Annotated in this window: 14 protein-coding genes; 1 reads left to right on the top strand and 13 read right to left on the bottom strand. The window is 35.4% G+C overall.

Going from position 1 to position 22,559, the window contains the following annotated elements; genetic code table 11:
* Nucleotides 1-54 precede the first annotated feature (54 nt).
* The 4 genes from HBB17_RS16675 to HBB17_RS20510 all read right to left on the bottom strand — a co-directional run bounded on the left by HBB17_RS16675 (nt 55) and on the right by HBB17_RS20510 (nt 7,874).
* Nucleotides 55-1,935, bottom strand: coding sequence for an O-antigen ligase family protein (locus HBB17_RS16675; protein WP_167958626.1), 1,881 nt, complete (start codon nt 1,933-1,935; stop codon nt 55-57).
* Nucleotides 1,936-2,079: 144 nt separating this feature from the next.
* Nucleotides 2,080-4,530, bottom strand: coding sequence for a hypothetical protein (locus HBB17_RS16670; RefSeq protein ID WP_167958625.1), 2,451 nt, complete (start codon nt 4,528-4,530; stop codon nt 2,080-2,082).
* 579 nt (nt 4,531-5,109) lie between these two features.
* Nucleotides 5,110-6,600 (bottom strand): threonine synthase, encoded by a 1,491-nt coding sequence (gene thrC, locus HBB17_RS16665; RefSeq protein ID WP_167958709.1) that lies wholly within the window; start codon nt 6,598-6,600, stop codon nt 5,110-5,112.
* A 302-nt stretch (nt 6,601-6,902) separates the two neighbouring features.
* Nucleotides 6,903-7,874, bottom strand: coding sequence for a cell wall hydrolase (locus HBB17_RS20510; protein WP_238483780.1), 972 nt, complete (start codon nt 7,872-7,874; stop codon nt 6,903-6,905).
* A gap of 966 nt (nt 7,875-8,840) precedes the next feature.
* Between HBB17_RS20510 and HBB17_RS16655 the strand changes: the two genes are divergently transcribed.
* Complete coding sequence (locus tag HBB17_RS16655) at nt 8,841-9,683, top strand: hypothetical protein (RefSeq protein ID WP_167958624.1); 843 nt, start codon at nt 8,841-8,843, stop codon at nt 9,681-9,683.
* A 259-nt stretch (nt 9,684-9,942) separates the two neighbouring features.
* Here HBB17_RS16655 and HBB17_RS16650 read toward each other — a convergent pair whose 3' ends face one another.
* The 9 genes from HBB17_RS16650 to HBB17_RS16610 form a co-directional block, all read right to left on the bottom strand.
* On the bottom strand, nt 9,943-10,836 hold the full coding sequence (locus HBB17_RS16650; RefSeq protein ID WP_167958623.1) for an ABC transporter permease: 894 nt from the start codon (nt 10,834-10,836) through the stop codon (nt 9,943-9,945).
* A 63-nt stretch (nt 10,837-10,899) separates the two neighbouring features.
* Nucleotides 10,900-11,913 (bottom strand): ABC transporter ATP-binding protein, encoded by a 1,014-nt coding sequence (locus HBB17_RS16645; protein ID WP_167958622.1) that lies wholly within the window; start codon nt 11,911-11,913, stop codon nt 10,900-10,902.
* A gap of 10 nt (nt 11,914-11,923) precedes the next feature.
* Nucleotides 11,924-14,218: a hypothetical protein gene (locus HBB17_RS16640; RefSeq protein ID WP_167958621.1), complete on the bottom strand. Its 2,295-nt coding sequence runs from the start codon at nt 14,216-14,218 to the stop codon at nt 11,924-11,926.
* Nucleotides 14,219-14,228: 10 nt separating this feature from the next.
* Nucleotides 14,229-15,449: a sensor histidine kinase gene (locus HBB17_RS16635; protein WP_167958620.1), complete on the bottom strand. Its 1,221-nt coding sequence runs from the start codon at nt 15,447-15,449 to the stop codon at nt 14,229-14,231.
* Nucleotides 15,442-16,131: a response regulator transcription factor gene (locus HBB17_RS16630; RefSeq protein WP_167958619.1), complete on the bottom strand. Its 690-nt coding sequence runs from the start codon at nt 16,129-16,131 to the stop codon at nt 15,442-15,444. Before HBB17_RS16630 ends, HBB17_RS16635 begins: the two co-directional genes overlap by 8 nt.
* A 311-nt stretch (nt 16,132-16,442) precedes the next feature.
* Nucleotides 16,443-16,766 (bottom strand): DUF6142 family protein, encoded by a 324-nt coding sequence (locus tag HBB17_RS16625; protein ID WP_167958618.1) that lies wholly within the window; start codon nt 16,764-16,766, stop codon nt 16,443-16,445.
* 15 nt (nt 16,767-16,781) lie between these two features.
* Entirely contained in the window at nt 16,782-17,258 is a 477-nt protein-coding gene (locus HBB17_RS16620; protein WP_334297190.1) for a VanZ family protein, read from the bottom strand.
* A 116-nt stretch (nt 17,259-17,374) separates the two neighbouring features.
* Entirely contained in the window at nt 17,375-19,912 is a 2,538-nt protein-coding gene (locus HBB17_RS16615; RefSeq protein WP_167958616.1) for an Ig-like domain-containing protein, read from the bottom strand.
* Nucleotides 19,913-19,922: 10 nt separating this feature from the next.
* Nucleotides 19,923-22,457, bottom strand: a complete 2,535-nt coding sequence (locus tag HBB17_RS16610) for a hypothetical protein (protein WP_167958615.1) — start codon at nt 22,455-22,457, stop codon at nt 19,923-19,925.
* Nucleotides 22,458-22,559: the final 102 nt, after the last annotated feature.

Here is a 22,559-nt window from a genome sequence, read left to right as displayed (position 1 = left end):
CCATGGAATCTATTATTTTATACTACCTTAAAGAGAAGTTATAAGTTATTGTAACTACTTATTTGTAAGGTTCATCTTTTCGAGCTTTTCTTTTCTTGCTACTGCTCTGCGATTTATGTTTACGCATGCAAAGCCCAATCCTAACACAATCCAGAAAAATGGCGCAACACCAACGTTATAATCAACAATTAATCCAGAAACCATGTATCCAATTACAGAGATACTAATCAATGCTCCAACTTGATCGGTTAAAGTCTCTAAACCTGTCTTTTTAAATGTGTTCCAAGCGTAAACAATGTACATAATACATAATACGACAAAAGCGATACAAGCTGGTAATCCAGTCTCGATAAACATCTGAAGATACATATTATGTGGCTTTGTTACAAGTTGATTATCAAAGGAATTATTGTATTTCCCTACATAATCGTTTTGTGGGAATTCATATACATAAGCATTTGGACCAGCTCCAAGTAATAAGTAATTCTTTAACAATGGAATGGAACGTGACCAGATATATCCTCTTCCAGTAAAGATTGACTCATGGTTGGTAAACAAGCTAGCTGGAGCTGTTTTAATCTGTTCTAGGTTATTATAAGCATTCAAGTATTGATATCCTTCGGTATCTGTTTTGCTCTTAAAGTTCCACTCTTTGTTATCAATCACAATTTGACAACCAAAAGTTGTTTCATCCCCTAGATATGCTGGCGTAAACTTCAAAGTTTCAAATGTAGGATCAACTAAACTAAACTGCATACTTGTATTATCGTAAGTCAGTTCGTATTTGTTATTCTCTTTGTCACACACAGAGAAATCAATATTACCATCGGCATCGATAAAACAGCGTACATAAAGTGGTACTCCCTTGTATTTGATTAAGATATAATCTTCAGTCGTATCGATGCTCTCTAGTGCATGGGTTGCATCCTTTGCCGTAAATGCATTCTTAATGCGGTTCAGATATGTATTATTCTGCATACCATTGACAACGAAGAATGCAACAATAACCAAAAGAAAAGCACCCATAATCGCAAACATGCTCTTTTTACTACGGATAATTTTTTTATGCAATATCAAAAGAACAAGAATTCCTGTACCAGCTAAGGTGAGTAAACCTGTTTTTGATTGTGCACCAAATACAACTACGACTAGTAAAATTGACAATACAATATTCACGATTTTTTTCTTCCATTCCGTAGAGGTGATTGCTAATCCCATCGTAATTGGGAAGAAGATGGAAGAGAATACACCAACATAGTTCGGATTAAATAGTGTCATATAAACTCTGTTCTTTTCGAAAGAAAAGGACATTGCATCAATTGCTTCTTTTGATTTATCTGAGGAAATTAGCCATTTACCAACGGAGGTAGCAAAGGGATCTGCACCAATTAATTGTAGCAAACCTATTAGAATCATAATCGAAATTCCTATGTACGCCCACTTTAAAAGCATCTGTACATCTTCCTGCGACTCGATTACACAGTACGCATAAAAAGCCAATATGCAATATGCCAATAAAACCAGAACAGTTTCAAATTGTTCATAGGAACCGTTCCAGCTTACACTGCTATGAGATGATACTACTCCACTAAGAAGCACAAAACCCGCATAGGTTCCGAGAGGAATGCACCATGCTTGTAAACGATTACTTGGTTTATCTTTTGTAGCAAACTGTTTATATAATAGGATTGCTAACAGAAGGAAACCAATTCCTGTTAATAATATGCTTTTATAAAACAAAAAATAGTCACTCGCAACAACATTGGGGATAAACCAAGATTGTTTCGATATATCTGGTGTAAACTTGTATTCATGTACTATAAGTGGAAGTATGGTAACAACAAGAATCAATGGAATCAGTAATCCCTTGATCTTTTTCGTGACCGTTCCTCCCTTGCTTCGACTTGATGAAGCATATGTTGAGTTATTCGACATTTTATCTCCTTACCTTCCTACTTTCTTTTTTGTCTATTATACTGTATTGCTTGAGAATCTGCAATAGACGACAAAAAGAAACCCCCGAGAGGATCACCTCTCAGGGGTTTTTTAAATCTATATTGCTTATGCTCTACAGATTAATTATTTGATTGTGAAAGTCTTAGCGATTACTACGTCATGAACGTAAATAAGTTCACCAAATTTTTCAGCAACTTTTACAGTCTTAACGAATACTTGAGAACCGTTGATTTTTTCATCAGCGAATCCTACGATACCAACGCCATCAGCAACTTTTAATTCAGTACCAGCTGAATTCTTAACTGTACAATTATCTTGTAAGCATTTTAAGATAGATCCATCAGAGATAGTAGCTGCTGAGTAAGTATTCTTGTTAACTGTTACAATTGGAGCTACTTGTGTATCATTAACAATGATTGCATTCTTAGCGATTGTCTTATTAACTCCATTGATTGTCTTAGTAGCAGTAATTGTGTAAGTACCTTTTGCTAATTTAGTGATTACACCATTAGAAACTGTTACATATTCGAAATCAAATTTGTTTTCATAAACTTTCTTGTAGTTGTTTGGTCCAGTTACAGTAAGTGTACATTCAGAGTTTTCAACTGCGATACCACTTGCTTTACCAATAACTTTAACAGCTACAGATTTTGATTCAGTTGTGTCAGCATCTACAACAGTGTCAACTGTTCTAGTAGCAAGAGTCATATCCCATGAAGAAACATCTGTTGTTGGTTTGTCTTTAACAACTACTGTTAATACAGTAATTCTGTTAGCATCTTCATTTAAAGCAACTTTGTATTGGTAAGAACCAGCTTTTGCAGTAGAAGCATCTACTTTTAAGTTCTTTCCATCAACAGTTACTGTAGGAGCACCAGTGTAATCTTTAACAGCTACTGGATCAGAGAAGTTACCAGCTGCTGCGAAATCATCACCATGTTGATCTTTGATCTTAACTTCAACAGTAGTGTTAGAAACACCTTCAGCATCAACGCCGTTAGTTAAAGTTATAGAATTAGTAGCTAATGAAATAGCGTTAGCTTTTCTAGTTGCTTTGATTACTACAGGTAAGCTCCAAAGAACTGTTCCTTTTTCATTCTTAACAACTACTACTGTAGATCCTTCTTTAACAGCTGTTAATGAAGCATGATCACCTACTGTAGAAACTAATAAGATGTTTTCATCACCAGTTTCAAAAGTAAGACCAGTTACATCTTTCTTATCAGAATCAAGAGCTTTTAAGTATAAGTCTTTTGTTTCACCTACACAGATTACGTTCTTGTTTTCTGTTACTTTATCCCAGTTAGGAGCTTTTGTATCGATAACGTAGTTCTTGTAGTTTCCAACTGTTGCAGCAGTTTCTTCAACAGCAGTGATAGTTGCTTCTACAGAAACAGCTCCTACTTCTGTGCTACCTTCCCATTTATAAGTATGGTAAGTTACTTTAATTTTAGCAGTTGAACCTTTAGTGAAGATTGTAATCTTCTTGTTTGCTGCATCAAGATATCCGTTAGTATTTTCAACTTCTGACATCTCTACAGTTGAGTTCTTAGCATCAGTAATATCGATACCATTTGCATTCTTTAATACATATTTAACATCAGATTCTTTGTTTTCTACAACAGTTGTAGTTGTAACTTCGATAGAAGCAACTTCACCGATTGTTGTAGTGAATTCGTAATCTTTTTCACCATATGTTAATACATATGTTCCGTTATCAGCGAATTGACCAAAAGTTTCTACATAAACGATCTTTCCATCATCTGAGAAGCTTAAGCCTTTAATTCCTGAAACTACGCTAGTAGCTTTGTTCTTAATTGCGAAGTTTTCTGCTTTAACAACATCTTTCATGTTATCATCAAAAGTTACAGCAACTTTAGTTACAGAAGTTTGAGCTACAGAAACTAAAGAAGAAACAACTTTGATTTCAGCCCATTCAGAATCTACTGTATCGTTAGCAGCTAATTTAGTCTTGTTTTGGTAAGCTCTTACTCTAACTTTGAAAGTACCAGCTTTTGTAGTAGAAACTACACCAGATTTAGCATCGATTGTAGCACCAGCTGTATTAGAAGCTTCATCGATTTCCCAAGTTCTGTAGTCAGTTGCTTTAGCGCCTGATGCAGAAGTCATCTTGCTGTTGAAATCGTAAGCAGTAGCACCGATACCTACTGTGTTGTTTTCTGGCATATTAGTAACTTCAACTTTAGTAGCATTTTCTTTAACTGTTACAGTTGCTTTTAAAGTTTTAGTTTTCTTAGTAGGTAAAGTGATCTTACAAGTGATTGTAGCTTTACCAGTCTTAGTAGCAGCTTTTGTTAAACCTTTTGAGTTTACAGTAGCGATTGCTTTGTTTGAAGTAGTCCATTTGTAAGTAGATTTTGCTACTTTGTTCTTTACGTTAAAGTCATATGAGCTTCCAATCTCATTTTCGTTAATGTAAAGAGTTTTTGATTTTTTGTTTAAAGCAGGCGCTTTTGCTGCTGATGCAGTAGTGAATGCTGCTGGCATTGCTGTAGCTACCATTGCTAATGCAAGAGTAGATGCAAGCGTTTTCTTTACGAAATTCTTCTTCATATTCTTTCTTCCTCCTTAAATATACATGGGTTGAGTATTATATCTTCCATGTTTCACAGAAATTGGTACAATTAACACGAATCTACTTGAATATGTAAGTGTTCCCTCAATCTATAAAACACAATGAAATATAATCTTTCCAATAACAAGATGATTATAACAATATTCAATTCAAAGGTCAAGTATTTTTCCAATAAATTTACTCCTTGTCATATTCTGTTTAACAGCCCAAATTGTTGCATTTCTGCACCTTTTCGGAAATTCATCTTCGTTTCTTGTGAAGATTATATCAAGGTCAAGGACACTTGGTTGAACATACCTGTTCGAGATGTGATACGTTGTATCCTTAACATGCTTATATAATGCACTTTGTTTGTGTCAATTTTATGTCATGGTTTTGTCATAACTGGTTTATTTTTGGTTCATTTTTGTGATATATCGATTCTACATCATTCTTCTTCTCTTCTTCGACCAAAAAATACAATTATTTATCCAAAAAGAAAAGGGCCTCCTTGTTCTATTACAAACGTAGAGTCCCTTTCTTCTATATTAATAGTTATCACGTACTTCTAATGGTTATTATTTCAATTTTAAGATTGTCTCAACTGTTGACTGCATCTCCGTCTTGTCACATACTGTATCGTGAAGTATCTTGGCACTACGAATATCTTCAATCGCTTGTGGAACTTTCGTTCTTGCAATTGCACTTAATTCGTCGACAAGTGCAAAGTCTTCCATAGAAGCATACTTTTCATCAATTGCTTCCATAACACTTCTCGTGAATTTGTATGGGCTTGCTGTAGAAGCGATTACTGTCTTTGTTGTATCTTTATTCGATGCCACATAATCTCTATATACTGCAGCTGCTACTGCTGTATGGGTATCAATTACGTAACCTGTCTTTTCATATAGATCGTGGATCATACTTGCCGTTTTTGCCTCATCTGCATATCCACCCACAAAATCAGATAGCTCCGCTTTCATACTGTCAGTAATTTCGTATTTTCCAGCAGTCGTTAAGGCTGTCATTAAATCTTTTGTCTTCATCGCATCATTTCCAGCAATACGATAGATTAATCTCTCTAGGTTACTTGAGATTAAAATATCCATAGATGGTGATGTCGTTAAGATAAATTCTCTGTTTCGGTCATACGTTCCCGTTTGGAAGAAATCAAACAATACTTTATTGTCATTGGAAGCACAGATTAATTTTCCAATTGGTAATCCCATATTCTTCGCATAGTACGCTGCTAAGATATTACCAAAATTTCCTGTTGGCACTACAACGTTCATGTTCTCGCCTTCAACGATTTCTCCATTGGCAACTAAACGGCTGTATGCATATACGTAATATACGATCTGAGGTACAAGACGACCAATATTAATCGAGTTAGCAGAGGAGAATTGGTATCCTGCCTGATCCATTGCTTTTGCTAAATCTTTGTTACCAAACATAGCTTTTACGCCACTTTGTGCATCATCAAAGTTTCCTTTGATTCCAACTACATATGTATTCGTTCCCTTTTGTGTTACCATCTGTTTTTCTTGAATTGGACTTACCCCATCCTTTGGATAGAAGACAATGATCTTTGTTCCTTCTACATCTGCGAAACCAGCTAAAGCCGCCTTACCCGTATCACCAGAAGTCGCTGTTAGGATTACGATATCATTCTTAACCGCATTCTTTTTTGCTGATGTTGTTAATAGATGAGGCAGAATGGATAATGCCATATCTTTAAATGCAATGGTAGCACCATGGAATAATTCTAAATAATATACACCATCTGCTTTCACTAAAGGCGCAATTTCTTCTGTGTCAAATTTGGAATCATATGCTTTTTGTATGCAATTCTTAAGTTCGTCTTCCGTAAAGTCTGTGAGGAATAATCGCATTACTTCATAAGCAGTTTCTTGATAACTTAATTTTGCTAATTCACCAAGCGATCTAGTTAACTTCGGTATGGAAGTTGGGACGAATAATCCTCCGTCATCTGCTAAGCCTTTTAAGATTGCCTGAGACGCTGTTACTGTTACATCTTCACTTCTTGTACTTTTGTATAAGAGACTCATTTTACTCATTCCTTCTTTTTTTATTTTATATGACACGTTTAGGGTAAGTCTTTTTACTAAACAATGCCGTTACAATCGCATAGTTGTTTTGTATTATAGCATGTTTTATCTCATCTTACAATATAATGATACTAGGGTAATAAGGTCATGCATTTTCATACTTGTATAAAAAACAACATGGCTTTATTCCCCGCAAAACATTACTTGTTTTCCATTATAGCATAACACATTATCACAGTAAAGTGCTAAAAACCATAATAAAAGAAAAATGGTAGGATTCGAAATCTCCTACCATTCTTCTTTTACTTATAAAATTCGTGACCGCCATACTTGAATAACCATGTTAAATGGGTATCAAACCAATTCATGCTACTCTTTTTGGCTTTACTTCTTGCCGAGAAATATAATGCCCCTTGTGACTTATCTTCACCATTCAATACTCGTTCCACTGCTTCTCTCGTTGATTTAGAGATTGTCACGGACCAGTACCTTCCATCAGCTATAGGTGAGAACTGTACGGTTTTTCCATTCTTCTGGAATACAACCTCAGCCACCGTATCTGGGAATTGGCTACTTTTCACACGATTCAGTATTACATTAGCTACTAGCATTTTTCCTTTTATATCTTCGCCTGTCGCTTCGGCTTCTACTATTCTAAGTAATACCTCTTTGTCGTCGGTTCCTAAACTAATTGTTGGAACACTTTCTTTATCCTTTTTGCTTGCAGCTGCTTTCTTTTCCTTTGCTTTACTTTTCGATTTTTTCTGTTCCGAATTCTTCACTGTAGCTTTTTTTACTACAGCTGCCTGTTCTTCTGTAGATTTGTTCTGTTCATCACTATTAACTACTTGTTCTGTTTCTGCAATATCTGCAAAATCACGCATTACGGTTTGTCCCATTAATGCTTCGCGCTTATCTGCTGCAATAATCGTACGATTTACGATTTGTAAGCTGTAGTTCTCTGTATCTTCTGCGACTTCTCCTCCCAGCACTTTCTGTGCTAATATATTGACGTTTTCATTCTCGGCTTGTATTTGTGCTTTTTTTGCTGTTTCTTCCTTTGCTTCTTCGAAAGCTTCATTCTTTACAGATGCTGCTTTCGCATATGCCTCAGGATGATTATTTCCTGCTGCAAGTGAGCTGTCTGCACAAAGTACTAATATGACTGCTGCCATTGCATATGCTGTAATCATAAGACATGATTTATAGCACTCAATACCAGAGTATTTCATACTTTCCTTAATGCGGTGAAGAAACGAGTGTATTTTTAGCATACATACTTCCTCTTTTCTTATTTTTTTTGTGCCCCGCCTAAGCACATTTGCATTATATCATCTAGTAACTTGATGTCAATAACTCCTTCTATATTTTGGAGAATAGGATATTTCTAACCTACATATTTTGTAAACCACGGGTAAATATCGCTAATTAATTCTATTGTAAATGTGTAATTTTTGTTTCATTTAACGGTACCAGATTTAACAATTCATTAATTAGTTATTAACTATTTTATGCGACATTATTAGTTTTTATTCAATAATTAAATATTTTTATATGTTTCATCTCCAATATAGTACGTTTTTTCAAGCTTTTTCATGATTTTCTTTACTTTACCATCATAAAGTCATCTTAACAATTTATTAACATTTGCGATACAAAGGTCAAAAGATCCTGCGTTTCATGCTTGCATGAATACGTAGGATTTTATGACCTGCTCAACATGAGAAAGTAGTCCCTTCAGGGACGGATTTCGAATGTTTCGTATTGCGGGAGCACCTTGTGCGTAGCAATACGTTGTATTACAAAGGTCAAAAGATCCTGCGTTTCATGCTTGCATGAATACGTAGGATTTTATGACCTGCTCAACATGAGAAAGTAGTCCCTTCAGGGACGGATTTCGAATGTTTCGTATTGCGGGAGCACCTTGTGCGTAGCAATACGTTGTATTACAAAGGTCAAAAGATCCTGTACTTCATTCTATTCGTAGCTAAGCATTTTTATGATAGAATCCCCTATGCTTTTCCACAAGTGTCTTACTCTTCGATCTCGCTACTATTCTTGCACATTTTTTCGTTGTTACTTTCTTTCCATGTTTCTTGTCTCATCTTTGAGAATATGATATGATGATACAAGGTTTAAAAAGTCGCATGTTACTTGTTTGTATGTAACCTATGACTTATGAAATCTACAATTTATGAGAAAGCAGCCCGTTTAGGGCTATGTAAAGTGAGGTGACTCCTATGGCGCTACTTCCAGGGGTATATCAGGCAACAAAAAAAGATGGTACAATTTATTACCGTACCTCCTTCACCTATCGAAATAAACATATAAGTCTAGGTAGTTACGCTGTACAGGAAGATTCTAACGCCGCTTATCAAGAAGCACTGCTTATAACGCAGGATTGTTCCATCACCCTAGACTCCTATATACATCGAACACATTACTTAAGTTTTGATAAATGGGTTACCTTAATTAATTTTCGTGATCATGGTCTTTATTTTAAAAATCCCATTTATCTAAAAGATCGATACTTTTTTTATTACCTTGATCACAAAACCGTTCTCAAATTCGATGTTGATGATCTATTCTACTACTCCAAGCATAAAATTATGCGCAGAGGAAATCATCTATTCGTTGCTGACTTTGGAATGCAGATTAGTATTCTTTCTCGTTATGGAATTCACAGTTTTTCTGTTCCTGGAAAGGATTATCGTTTTGCAAATGGGGATTCTACAGATTTTCGATATGGTAACATCCAGATTATGAATCGCTATATAGGTGTTCGAAGAGAACAAGTTCGCGGTAGCTATCAATATGTTGCAAAGATCCACCTGATCGGTGATTTTATCGTAGGTCGTTATGCTACGGAGACTGAAGCTGCCGTGGCATATAATAAAGCTGTTAATTTTTTATGGGAACATGGTGTAAAAAAGAATTATTCGACCAATTATATAGAAGAGTTAGATGAGATCGCCTACGCAGCCTTATACAACAAACTGCGAATTAGCAATAATTTAAGAAAATATATATCAGAGTGGGAACGAAATAGGAATGACAGCTCCAAAAGTACAGTTATTCCTTAATAATAAGCCAAAGGTCCTATAGGATAAATTAATTTGTTAATTTTTCAATTTCCACTATCTTTTTTAGAATTATGTGTTATAATTAACTTATATTTTTTCTTCTTCCATTTTCATAGTTCCAACAATGAAGCGATTTTGACCGTTTCATTGAAGTGAATGCGAATCACCAAGTGTATCTTCCTACACTTGGTGATTTTTTATTATTTTAATCTAAGGTGAACAAGTTGCATTTTCCTCTGCTTGCATGAAGAATATAAGCTTAACTTTTCGGTACTTGATTGATTTTCTTAATGCACAGAAAAAGCAAAATCACTGCTACTGACAGCTGCAGAAAAATACTAATCTCCACCCAATTCTCTAGTATAAACGAATTACAGCTTCCCACTTTACTAAGATAGTCATTAAATACACCAACATTTCCTGTTTGTTTAAATAACAGTGCTACAATTGTAACCAATGGGTTCAATAACAATAGACATACTCCATATTTTAAATCTACAACTTCTTTTACTGCATTATAATCATTCATTTCTGTATTAATCTGTTTTCCAATAAAGATATAAAGAGCTCCAAGTATTGCAATCGTACCAAGAACAAGTAACAAAACATTGATATATGCTAAAACAGTTGATTTCGTTGTGCTCTTGCACGATACCGAACAGATCATACCTATGCTTCCAATAAATATGCTTTCTAATAGGAATGTAACTACATATCGAATAATATCAATTAGGGATACCCCTCCTGCACTAAATACCGTTGCTAATATTGGAAGACTTGATACGATAAGCAGTACCATCATGCTAACAGACGCTCCTAGCTTTCCCATTACAATTGTACTAGGTCTTCGATTTGTCGTAATCAGCGTATCAAATGTTTGCCGTTCTTTTTCTCCTGTAATACTTCCAGCAGTAAATGTTGGAACGATTAATAACATTAATGCAAATTCAAATATGCCAATTAGAATGTAGAGGAACAAGGTATCTTCATATCTAGCTAAACTTCCCGTTCTTTTCACACCATAAATGGTCAAAAAAGAAAGAATCATCAGCAAGAGTAACCCTATATTAAATGCAACCAATAAGATCATTAATTTGGGTGATCTTGTCCGTATAGTTTGTTCTTTTTTAAAGATTGGATTGTTCATTATCATTCCTATCCTTTCCTACTTCTAGTGATTATTCTTTTCTTTAATCACTGTGTGAAAGATTTTTCACTAATCTCCCTTTGTAATCTGAAGGAAAATACGCTCCAAGTTTCCCTCTTCTCTTGCAAAGTAGCAAATTCCTGCACCATTTTGAATCAATTGGGTTAATAAATTTGCTTCCTCTACTTCCGATCCTTGAAAACGCATTGTTGCTTGTGTCCCCTCTACTTTTAAATCCTGTATCAATGCATAGGACTCTAAGTAGCGAAACAGATTTGCATTTACCTCTGTAAATCGAATGCACAGAGGTTTTGCTTCTTCTTCAATCCGAAGAATATCCTCTACTGGACCTTGTACAACCATCTTCGTCCCATCCATAATACCAATATGTGTACACATCTTCGATAAGTCCTGTAAGATGTGGGAACTGATTAGAATGGTAATCTGTTGTTCTTGTAGATGGTGTAAAATCTGACAGATGTCCTTTCTTGCTCTTGGATCAAGTCCCGATGCAGGTTCATCAAGTAATAGTACCTCGGGCCTTGCAAGTAAGCATCTTGCTAGACACAAACGTTGTTTCATTCCTCTTGACAGAATATCTACATTTTCTTCTATTTTTGAGGTAAGATGAACCAGATCTAGTTGCTCCATAATTACATTTTTGATTTCTTTGTTACGATAACCATACATTTGTGCATAAAATTCCATGTATTCATATAATTTTAGATTTTGATATACGCCAAAGTAATCGGGCATATATCCTATTTTCAGATTGGATCTTCTCTCTTTTGTGGTTGTTTCTTTTCCACCAATCTTGATTCTCCCATACTCTGGTTCAAGTAATCCCGCCAAGATTTTGATCAATGTTGTCTTCCCTACTCCATTGGGTCCGACTAATCCATACGTCTGTCCTCGTTCTATGTGAAGATTCATATTATCCAGTACGATGTGTGTTCCGTATTTCTTACACAACTCCTGAATTTCTACCATGCAATCACCCTGTCCTTTCAATGATCTAGTAACTTTTTTATGAAAAACAAATTCTCCTATATAACCATTGGAACATGTTTTCCATGGTGACACCTTCGTTTCACTACTCTTTTTTCTCTATGGCAGTTAATGTTGGAATATGATTAATGTTACTGTTAATACCTTCTGCAGAAGCTTCAAATTTAACTTTTAGAATATGATTTTGTCCCAGATAATCCTCTAGTTGATCAATCACCGTTTCTTCTCCACTTTGTATAACTGTATCATAGCTTTCCGTTCGTTGGTTATAGAAATACACCGTTCCATAGAATCCAATCCACATATCTGAGCTTTTTCTTAAATCTTCGTAAAATTCCATATTATAATGTCTAGTGTAAGCAATCTGTTTGATATCCATGTCATGAAAATCATATGTTACCGTTAGTAAATCCGAGTCCATGATATCCAGATCTTCATAATATTCTCCATTGACACTTGTCATATACTCCTTGATCGATGGATGGAATGTGTCTCCTGACTCCATCTGGTACTCTACTGGAAGTTCTTTCAGAATCACATGGGAACCTAATTCCACATTATCAAGCTCTTCCATACGAACCGGAATTGGTTCCGTATCTTTTTTAAAGCCAACCAAATAACTAACATCTGCATTGGATAAACTCCATTCATTTATAATATGGGATAAAAGAGTATTACGCGTATCTGATTCAATCGCAGAACCTCCTTCTGCTATGGAAAATATTCGTTTCTGCATATTATCAGTAAATAACATATCATATGAAGGGATATAATCATATACACAACTAGCAAGATCTACTTCCTCGCCCTTTTTTAGTTCACCAATCTGAACGAGGGTATGATTTGATAGGATACACGCATTGGTCAAATCAACTCCTAGCGTGTTAACAAACGTACCAGAAATCCGATACTCTGTACACGTAATCGGTTCTGTTTCCCAATTGCTATATTCACTATTCCCTCCATCCACAGTTCGTCCAATTTGAAAATAAGTAGGTTGGAATGCACGTACATTTTCTATCAAACAATTGTTTTCTTCTCCTGTAGTATTTTCTACATTCATAGAAAACCTAAGATTTGTTTTATTCGTTGCCTCACCTACCTGATAATTATCACTAATGGTAAATAACGGCTGTAAAGCTTCCTCTGCTGCTGCATAAACTTCTAATGTCTGATTCTTAGGACTTACCGCCGCAAAGTATGTTGCTTCTTTGGTAAATCCATTTTTTGCAATTTCAGTCATTGTCACATAACGAATATAGGAATGATCAATTCTTGTATTTTTACCTACCATATATACAATAACGACAAAAAACATCGATATTACAGGAACAAGATACCAATACCAGATTCTCTTCTTTACTTTTTTTAACAGACAATACAAACATGGACCAATTAATAGAATAAATGCGCCCAAAAGCGCAACATATGTCAGAATATTGGGTATCTTTGAAACCGTTCCTGCATTGATACTCTCTCTAACTTCATTATCAAGCCTGGTTGTTAGGAATAATTTTTTATTTGAACCGATTGCTTCTATATAATCTGTTAAATTACTAGAATCCTCCAGTTTCGGTATCTCAATTATTTTTCCCAAACCATATTCTTTTGCCTCAAATCGAGTAAATGTGGTTACATTTTTCTGTTCTTCTGTTTCCACAAGACGATTTTTCGTCAGATCAGATTGTTCTTCAAGCAATAATATTCCGCCCTCATTAAGCCAATCTTCTAATTGCTCCGATATTGATTTCGATATCAGAGAATACTGTTCCTGTTCCATAATAATATAGTCCAGTAGTCCAATATTTTCAAAAGAGTCCATGACCTCTTTATCATTCAGTTGAAATAACGTAATTTTACCTTTCTCATATACCGGATCACTTATTATAGTTTTATCCATAACACCAACATATTGGTTATCAATATCCGAATTTGCCTGTACATTAGCAGTGACAGAAGTTATCTCCTTCTTTCTGTTATCTTTTAAAGTTACGACAAATGGCATATCTTCATAAAAAACCGGAATCTCTGTAATATATGTGGTAGTTTCATCTGCTGATACCTCTATCTTTTGATCATATTGAATTTCATTTTCTCGATTGGGTAATATAATCGCAATGTATCCATTAAATGATTTTTGCAACGTACGGATCACCATTTTTACACGCATCGATTTTCCTACTTTTGCATAACCATTTAATCCATATACAATTGTAACCTGTACACCACTTTCTTCCTCTTCCATTACAATTGGAAATGGAGAAGTACCTATATCACTTCCCGTAATCTGTGTTTCTGTTCGCGTGAATTGATTACAACCTGTGAGTATTAGACATATGATACATATTAGAATACTGATTTGTTTCTTACCTGCACTCATATTCCATCTCCTATTCATCCTTGTCTTTCCACATCATCTTTTTCTTTAATAGAGCTACGGAAAATGTGGTTCCATTAATGGTACTAGTTACTGCTATACTGCCTCCATGCATCATAACAATATTCTTCGCAATTGCCAAGCCGAGACCAGTACCTCCTGTTTCTCCTGATCTTGAGTTATCTACACGATAAAATCGCTCAAAGATTCGATCTATGTCTTTCTCTGGAATCAACTGACCATAATTCGTAATCTTGACTACATATGTGTCTTCCTCTTCTTCCAGTTTTACTTCTACTTTTTCTCCTGCGCTTCCATACTTCACTGCATTTCCATATAGATTCGCAAATGTTCTTGCTAACAGATCTCCATCACCAAATATAAGCGCTTTCTTCACTTGTGTGTCAAAACTGTACTCCAGATTTGCTTCTTGAAAGATTGGATAGAATTCTTCCGCGATTTGTTCTAAGAACTTTACCATATCAAGTTCGCTCCCTCGCATTGTAATCTTACCAAAACTAACTTGTGTATAGGTGAATAAGTCTTCAATCAAATTTTGTAAACGCTTCGCCTTCTCATACGCAATCTTCGTGTATTCTAATTTTGTTTCATTATTAGTAACTTTTCCTGATTTGACCAAATCCAGGTACCCAATAATTGATGTTAATGGGGTACGAAGATCATGCGCTACACTCGTGATCAAATCATTTTTTGACTGCTCATTTTCTTTTTGTTGTGTTATCATCTTTTGTATACTTACCGATAATATATTAATGGTATTCGCCATTGCAGATAGTTCATCTTTGTATCGAACAGGTATCTTTGTCTCAAAATCACCATGCGTAATCCGGACAATACCTTCTGTTAATTCATCGACATAATGAAAATATCTTCGTAAGAAGGTTAAGAAAAAACAAAGGAAAATCATTGTACCACTTATAAGACATATTAGAACAACCCATACAACAGAACCATTATTTCCATGTCCTTCATTGGTTTCTTCCACCATGGTAGGCGTAGGCGTACTCGATAAAACCGTATTATTGGGTAATAACGATTCTGCCTCCGTATAGGAAGTTCTTTCAGGGCGATTGCCTAACACAAATATACCAATATGTATTACTCCAAAAACCATTCCCTCAATCAAGATTGCAAGTACCAAACTAATTATGGTATATCGTATCATTCTTGCCTGCATATTCTCTTTTACTTTACATTCTCGCTTCCTATTCAATCTTATATCCTACTCCCCATACAGTTTTTATGATCTGGGATGCACCCGAACCCAATTCAATTTTTTCACGTATTCTACGGATATGTACCATAACAGTATTATTCGCTTCAAAAATTTTCTCATTCCATACACGTTCGAAGATTTCTTCCGTACTGAATACTTTTCCTCGATTTGATGCCAATAGATATAGAATTTCAAATTCAATAGGCGTTAATTTTACTTCTTTCTCATACGCAATTACCGTATGCGTTTCTCGATTGATGCTTAGATTCTCTAGTTGGATCTGGTGTTCTGATTTTTCTCCATTTTGTCCATTGTTAAACTGCGTGTATCGTCTTAACTGGGACTTCACCCGGGCAATTAGTTCCAATGGATTAAAAGGCTTGGTCACATAATCATCGGCCCCCATTGCCAGTCCTTGTATCTTATCTCCATCTGCTGATTTTGCACTAAGCATAATAATCGGAACTGCATTATTTTCTCGTATCTGTTTACATAATTGAATTCCATCAATTCCTGGCATCATGATATCCAATATGATCAAATGTATTTCCACTTTCTGCAAAATCTCTAATGCATGCTTTCCATGATATGCTTTATATACCTCATATCCTTCTGCAATCAGATGAATTTCAACTAAATCTGCAATTTCTTTATCATCATCAACAATTAATATTGTCATTGGTCCATCCTTTCATTATCAATGTATTCTTCCTTCTTACCACCATGTAAATTCATAATACTTGATACCTTTAACAGGCACATCCGTATATTTCCATTACAAGTTTATGGAATAGCCATAATTATAACTTTTATCTATTTATCATATCATAAATTCCATTATACAAACCTTACATTTTTCTTACAAGAACTTGTAAGTAAAATGCAGAAAAAAAGTGAAATGATCGAGTATTTTTGATCATTTCACTTTCATATTACTATAATACACTTCGTACGCTCTCCGCACTCATTTCTATCCAAAGAAGTCCATCTTTATATTCCTACTATATATAATAGAAGAAACACAACAAATAGACTACTGTTCATCATAATACCTGTTATAGGAAATCGGTAGTAAATCTCCTGTTTTCGAAATCCGATCACCGAAAAGATAAATCCAGCGATACACAAAAGAAAACTCCCCATTCCTGCAAGTCCAATCCACAGTCCAGCATTCCCTCCACTCCTACTAGAGATAATGAATAGGCTCAACATGCATAAAATAACTAAGCCTCCGATTGCCGTTCCTATGATTCCCTGAATTGGATGATACTTATCTGAAAACTTAAAATCATCTTGTTTCTTTCTTTTTCTCACTTTGCTTCCCCTCCATCAAACCGATTTTCTTCGAAATCGGCGTAAAATGTGGTGTCCAATGGCAAATAACAGATATCCGATTATACCACCCATCAAATTCAAAAAGATATCATCTACATCAAATGTCCCAACTTGTAAAACAAGTTGAAGCAATTCGATCGACAATGTAAATTCAAAACTTAACAATGCAACATTTAAAAACTTTCGGTTTTTTGGACTGATGGCTGGTAAGATAAAACCAAATGGTATAAATGCAACAATATTTCCAACAATATTAATAAAAAAACTTTTCAGTCCAACTTCTCTTCTATATATAATAAATCTCTTAATTTCTCGAAATAGCTGCAAATTATATCGATATTCTCCGCCCATTACTCTTCCAAACTGTTCACTAAAGAATAAAAAATACGTCAAGATCACCAGATATATTATAAAGAAAATCCACAGCACAACTCGTAACACATCTGTAGTCCTCTTGTACAAGGATTCCACTCTCCTTACCTTTATACGAAATTACATCCTTCTAGCAAATACTGGAAGGATGTAATTTCTGAAACATATTCATTATAAAGCATTGTCGTTCAAAGGTAAAGAGGAAATATATAGAATTACCGTACAGCTATTGAGCCATCTGAAATAATTGCTGTATTTCCTGCTGCATCGACCAAATTACCATTAATTAATAGATAGATACCACTTGATCCTGAAACGCTTTCACTCAATGAAATTGTTACATAAGATCCCGAAACTACCGGACTACCTGATTGACTTAATAGATTACCATTCTGTGTTACCGTGCAACTCACACTTCCTTGTACTGGTTCTGTAAAGGTAAGTACAATTGTTGTATTCGATGTTAACACTGGTGAAATCAACGTTGGAGGATTATTTTCTCTCAGTGTTACCTTGATTGGATTAGGATCAATGGATCCATAACTTCCAGCATATCCAGAAACATTACTGATCGTTAACTGGTATTCCTCCGAATTCACAACAGTTGCTAATCCCAATCGCAATTGTACGACTGCTTTTGTCTTATCATTCTGCGTTAATGTGGCAGACTCTACAACTACTCCATTATTAAAGGAATAATTGCTTGCCTTAGTTGCAGAAGTAACATCCAGTTTGTTCTCAAAGATAACATTTACTACGCTGTTATCATTTGCAGATTGTACAACACTAATTGGTGCTGGTAATGGATTTGAACTTGGTGTTGTTGATGCTTCTGTCTTAATAATTGCAATAGTTTCAACTTTATTATTCGGTATGTCATCTTCATCTGTTACGAAAGCTGCAGGTATTGTTACTAAGTATGTTCCTGTCTGTTGCAGATATTCAGCATCTAAGATTACTTTTACCACATTATCTTCAACAACTGCCTGATATGGAATCGTTGTAGAGTATGTGTACGTATAGGATGTACCTTCAAATGTCTGTGTTACAGATGCCGCTAATTTACCAGAACTCAACTCCAGATGAACCTTCTCTGAATAATTCAATGTGATCATATTCAACTTCATATCCGTTGTATAATCCACTAATTGCGGTGCGTCCGCCATTGCCGTGATGGTAAAGTTGATTGTACGTGTAACATTCGTAGTTGGTGTTGAAGTAGCAACATTATATCCACTGAATCCAATTAAATTAACGGATTGACTACCTGTTAATGTTGCAACCGATGCTGGAATCGTATACTTAACGACCTTCTTATTCTTTGGATCAATAACACCATTACATGATACGCCCTTAATGTATAATGTACCAGTTGTCTGGATTGCTTTATCGAAGGTAGCTGTAATTGTGTAATAAGATGTTCTTTCAATATTCAACAGATTTGCCTGTGCCTTTGTACTCGTATCACTAAATACTTGCATAGAAATAGATTCCGTATCTGTCTTGTTTCCTGCAAGATCTTCAATACCTTTTACTAATACATAGATCAACTTATTCTTATCATTCACATTAATATTCACCATGTTTACGATAAGTGATGTCTTATCAGATGACAGTGTATAGATGGATTTATTCTTTAAAACTGCTGTTGATAATGCATTCATAGTTACACCATCTGCTCTTGTAACCGTCTCAATTGTCATTGCAGAATTGTTGATTGGTTCACTAAAATTAATGGAAGCAATCAATCCCGTCTCATCTACTGTCGTATCTACATACTTCGGAGCAACTGTATCTCCAAGATCCATCGTTCTTTCATATTTATCCACTAATTTTTTGGATTTTGTTCCAAGATTCTTAATGGTGATCTCATACTTTCCTTTGAATGGTGATTCACTCTTTAATGTAAGTAATGTATAGTCTGTAGAGAACGTTCCTGTAATCTTACCATATGCATTTGCTTGTTTTCCATAATCATCTCGCAATGCTAAGAATGAAATATTATCCAATAAGGTAGTAGAATCTTCTATGTTGAAAACTGTATCCGGATTAATTGGTTCACTGAAAGCAATCTGCATAACCGTTGCACTTGCTTGGTTCACACTGATTACTTCTGCTGTACTACCAATGACATATAAGTTTAGTGCATCATTAATGATTCCAGATTTTGCATTTGACTTGCTTGTTCCTGTTCTGGCTATTAATCGAGTCAACCCTTGTTTCTTAGCGGTTACAACACCATTGGAATCCACGGTTGCGATAGAGGTATCCTCAACTTCCCAATAGGTAGAATCCGTAGAAGTGCTTGGTGTAAGTTTTCGATTAAAATCATATTGTTCGCCCACTTTAATGGTCTGGCAGTTATTGGTGGTTAATTTCTTGTTGGATATGGATACTGCTGTTGCAGGAATACGTACGGTTACTGCACATGTAAGTGTCTTTGTCTTCTTGTTTTTTAACGTAATCTTACAACGAATGGTTGCAGTACCACCTTTCACTGATTTTACTACTCCGTACTTGTTTACGGTGGCTACTTTCTTATCAGAAGAGGACCATTTATAAGTTGATCCACTTCTTTTATTCTTTACGACCAAAGTATAAGTATCCCCAACGTTATTCAAGGTAATTTTGGATTTATTAAGCTTTGGAGCTGCTGCAGCCTTTGACGATACCAAACCAATTGGCTGAATCATCTGTACCAGTAAGAGCAGAACCAGCAGTAATGCCAGTTTTTTTCTTCTCTTATGCTTCATTCTTATCCTCCTAATATACATACACCGTTGAACTAATATCCGCTACATTGCCATTTGCATCCTTAAGACTGTTGTCAGCTGCAGGAACTAATGTAAGCCCTGAAGCACTGGTTACAATGTTGTTAAAGTATACCGTAATGGTATTATTTCCTGTATTGTAAGACACTGATGTCTCGATTGATTTCTTGAAAATCGCACCATTTACATAGACATCAAAGCTTGCAATTCCCACTACAGGTTCACTAAATGTAAGAACAACACCATCTTTTACATCGGTTAATTTTGAAGATACGATGATTGGTGCAACATTTTCTTTCAATGTAATCGTCTGTGTATAATTTGTTATTGCATTATACGAATTATTATAACCCTTTACCCCATTGATTGTAACTGGATAATTGGAATTATATTTGATACTTCCTGATGCTAATGTCAATTTAACAACGGATAAACTTGCTGAATTGGATTCTAATTCGGCTTTGGTTACTACTGCACCTGCCACAAGATAATTTGCAACATTTTGTGCTGAATCAACATCCAACTTGTTTTTAAATGTAATCATGATCACACTGGCATCTGATGTAGATTGTGCAATACTTGTTGGAGCTGGTAATGTGGTATCTGCTGCTGCACTGGAAGAAAGTGTAACGCTTGTTTTCGCACTCTTATTATAGTAAGCATCTTTTACAAATCCAAGTGGAAGTGCAATTTCATATGTTCCAGTGATTGTCATCTGCTTGCTGTCTAAAACAAGAGTTACTGTTTTCTTATCTACCGTTGCCACATAATTGATATTATTGCTTGGATAGATATCATCACTTGCTGTTGTAATCTTTGCTGTCACAGTTCCTTTTTGTGTTACAACCGTTACTGGCTCAGAATATTCTAATGTTAATGTATATACACCGTTGGTATTTACTAATTTTGATCCTGTTATAGTTGGTGCAACCGTATCTGGTGAGAAGTTTACAACTCTTGTAACAGGTGTATTCGCGGAAGTATCCGTAGAAGCTACGTTATATGCTTTCCAGCCTTGAATGGATACCGTTTGGTTTCCAGATAATGCAGCTATATCAGTAGGTAATGTAAAGTTTACTAATTTATTGTTATCTGGGTCTACGGTACCCGTATAGACAGGCGTATTATTAACTGACAAAACTCCTGTTCCATATGGTTGAATCGAACGGCTGAATTGTACAGTTACTGTTTCATAAGCAGTACGTGTAATGTTCACTACCGTAGCCTGTGGTTTTGCACTTGAGTCGTAGTATACATATACAGAGATAAAGTTTTGTGCAGAATAATTCCCAGCAATATCTTTGACTCCCTGTAATGTTACGTTGTATGTTTTTGATGCTTCTGTTATCCCAATACTTGAAAGGTCAATCATAAGTGATTTCTTGTCAGCGGAAAGTACATAATTAGAAGGAGTCATTAAAGCTGCATTCTCAATTGCTGACATAGCCGTTGCACTTTGTACCGATGCTACTGTTAATTTACTAACATCAAGTGCTTCACTGAAATTCAAGGTAGATTTCATTCCTGAATCATCTAATGTTGTACCAAGATATGCAGGGGCAACCGTATCCACTAGGGAAATTGATTTTACATATGGATCAATTGCTTTTCCATCTTTTGTTTGCACTTGATCCGATACATTAACAGTATACACACCATTGAACGTATTGGATGCGGTAACGCTTAATACTTTTTGATCATCAGATAACTTTGCAGTTAATGTACCATAATCTGTAGCAAGATTTCCTTTTTCATCTTTTGCAGCTGCAATAACAATTGCCGAAGTCAATTGATTTGTCTCTGTATTCACTACAGTAGATGGCTTAACAGCTGTTGTAAATGTAATAACCAATTCGTTAGCACCCTTTAAAGCAACAGAAGCAACACCTGATGTACGGTCTAATACATTCACTGTAACACTGTGTTTAATTAAGCTTGTTTCCGCTTTGGTTTTTGATTCTGCTGCCGTTGCTGTAATTGTAAATATTTTTGCTTCCTTTGGTGTAAATACACCATTCTTATCGATTGTACCATACTCCGCTGGCTCAACAGACCAATATGTCTTATCAGAAGATCCCGATGGTGTAATCTTACGATTAAAATCAAAAGTTTCATCCACATACATTGTCTGTACATTATTCACTAGATTTGCATTGCTGATCTTTACTGCAGTTGCAGGTACTTTTACTGTTATATTACTAGTCAAAGTACGTTTTGTTCCTGTGGAATATGTAATCGTACAAGTCATCTTTGCCGTTCCTTTGGCTACTGCCGTTACGGTTGCACTTCCCTTGTTTCCCTTAATTGTAGCTATTTTTTTATTAGAAGACTTCCACGCATATTTACAACCTGCTTTTTGATTCTTAACCGTCAACTTGTAGGTCGTTCCTACACCATAGATTGTCTTCTTACTTACATTAAGTTTTGGCGCAGCAGTAGCAGCTTTCGAATACTGTGGAACTGCTATACTAGAAGCCAGTAAAAGAACTGCCATAAACGCTGCAATTCGCCTTGCTATTTTCTTCATATCTTTTCCTCCTATTGTTCTTTGCGTGAAGGATACGGATCATCCTCGTCCATAATCTTCCCATATTATATTGGTAGATTATCACATATATTTGTCAAAAGT

Origin of the sequence: Anaerosporobacter faecicola (assembly GCF_012070565.1) — a bacterium.
In the GTDB taxonomy this organism is placed as follows: Bacteria; Bacillota; Clostridia; order Lachnospirales; family Lachnospiraceae; genus Anaerosporobacter; species Anaerosporobacter faecicola.
The sequence above is the reverse complement of the archived record's forward strand: the minus strand, read 5'-3'. Positions and strand labels throughout refer to the sequence as shown.

Coding starts and splice junctions, on each gene's coding strand:
- thrC (WP_167958709.1), bottom strand. CDS start 6,600: ATGAGTCTCTTATACAAAAGTACAAGAAGTGAAGATGTAACAGTAACA.
- HBB17_RS16650 (WP_167958623.1), bottom strand. CDS start 10,836: ATGATAATGAACAATCCAATCTTTAAAAAAGAACAAACTATACGGACA.
- HBB17_RS16670 (WP_167958625.1), bottom strand. CDS start 4,530: ATGAAGAAGAATTTCGTAAAGAAAACGCTTGCATCTACTCTTGCATTA.
- HBB17_RS20510 (WP_238483780.1), bottom strand. CDS start 7,874: ATGCTAAAAATACACTCGTTTCTTCACCGCATTAAGGAAAGTATGAAA.
- HBB17_RS16610 (WP_167958615.1), bottom strand. CDS start 22,457: ATGAAGAAAATAGCAAGGCGAATTGCAGCGTTTATGGCAGTTCTTTTA.
- HBB17_RS16675 (WP_167958626.1), bottom strand. CDS start 1,935: ATGTCGAATAACTCAACATATGCTTCATCAAGTCGAAGCAAGGGAGGA.
- HBB17_RS16655 (WP_167958624.1), top strand. CDS start 8,841: ATGGCGCTACTTCCAGGGGTATATCAGGCAACAAAAAAAGATGGTACA.
- HBB17_RS16615 (WP_167958616.1), bottom strand. CDS start 19,912: ATGAAGCATAAGAGAAGAAAAAAACTGGCATTACTGCTGGTTCTGCTC.
- HBB17_RS16640 (WP_167958621.1), bottom strand. CDS start 14,218: ATGAGTGCAGGTAAGAAACAAATCAGTATTCTAATATGTATCATATGT.
- HBB17_RS16630 (WP_167958619.1), bottom strand. CDS start 16,131: ATGACAATATTAATTGTTGATGATGATAAAGAAATTGCAGATTTAGTT.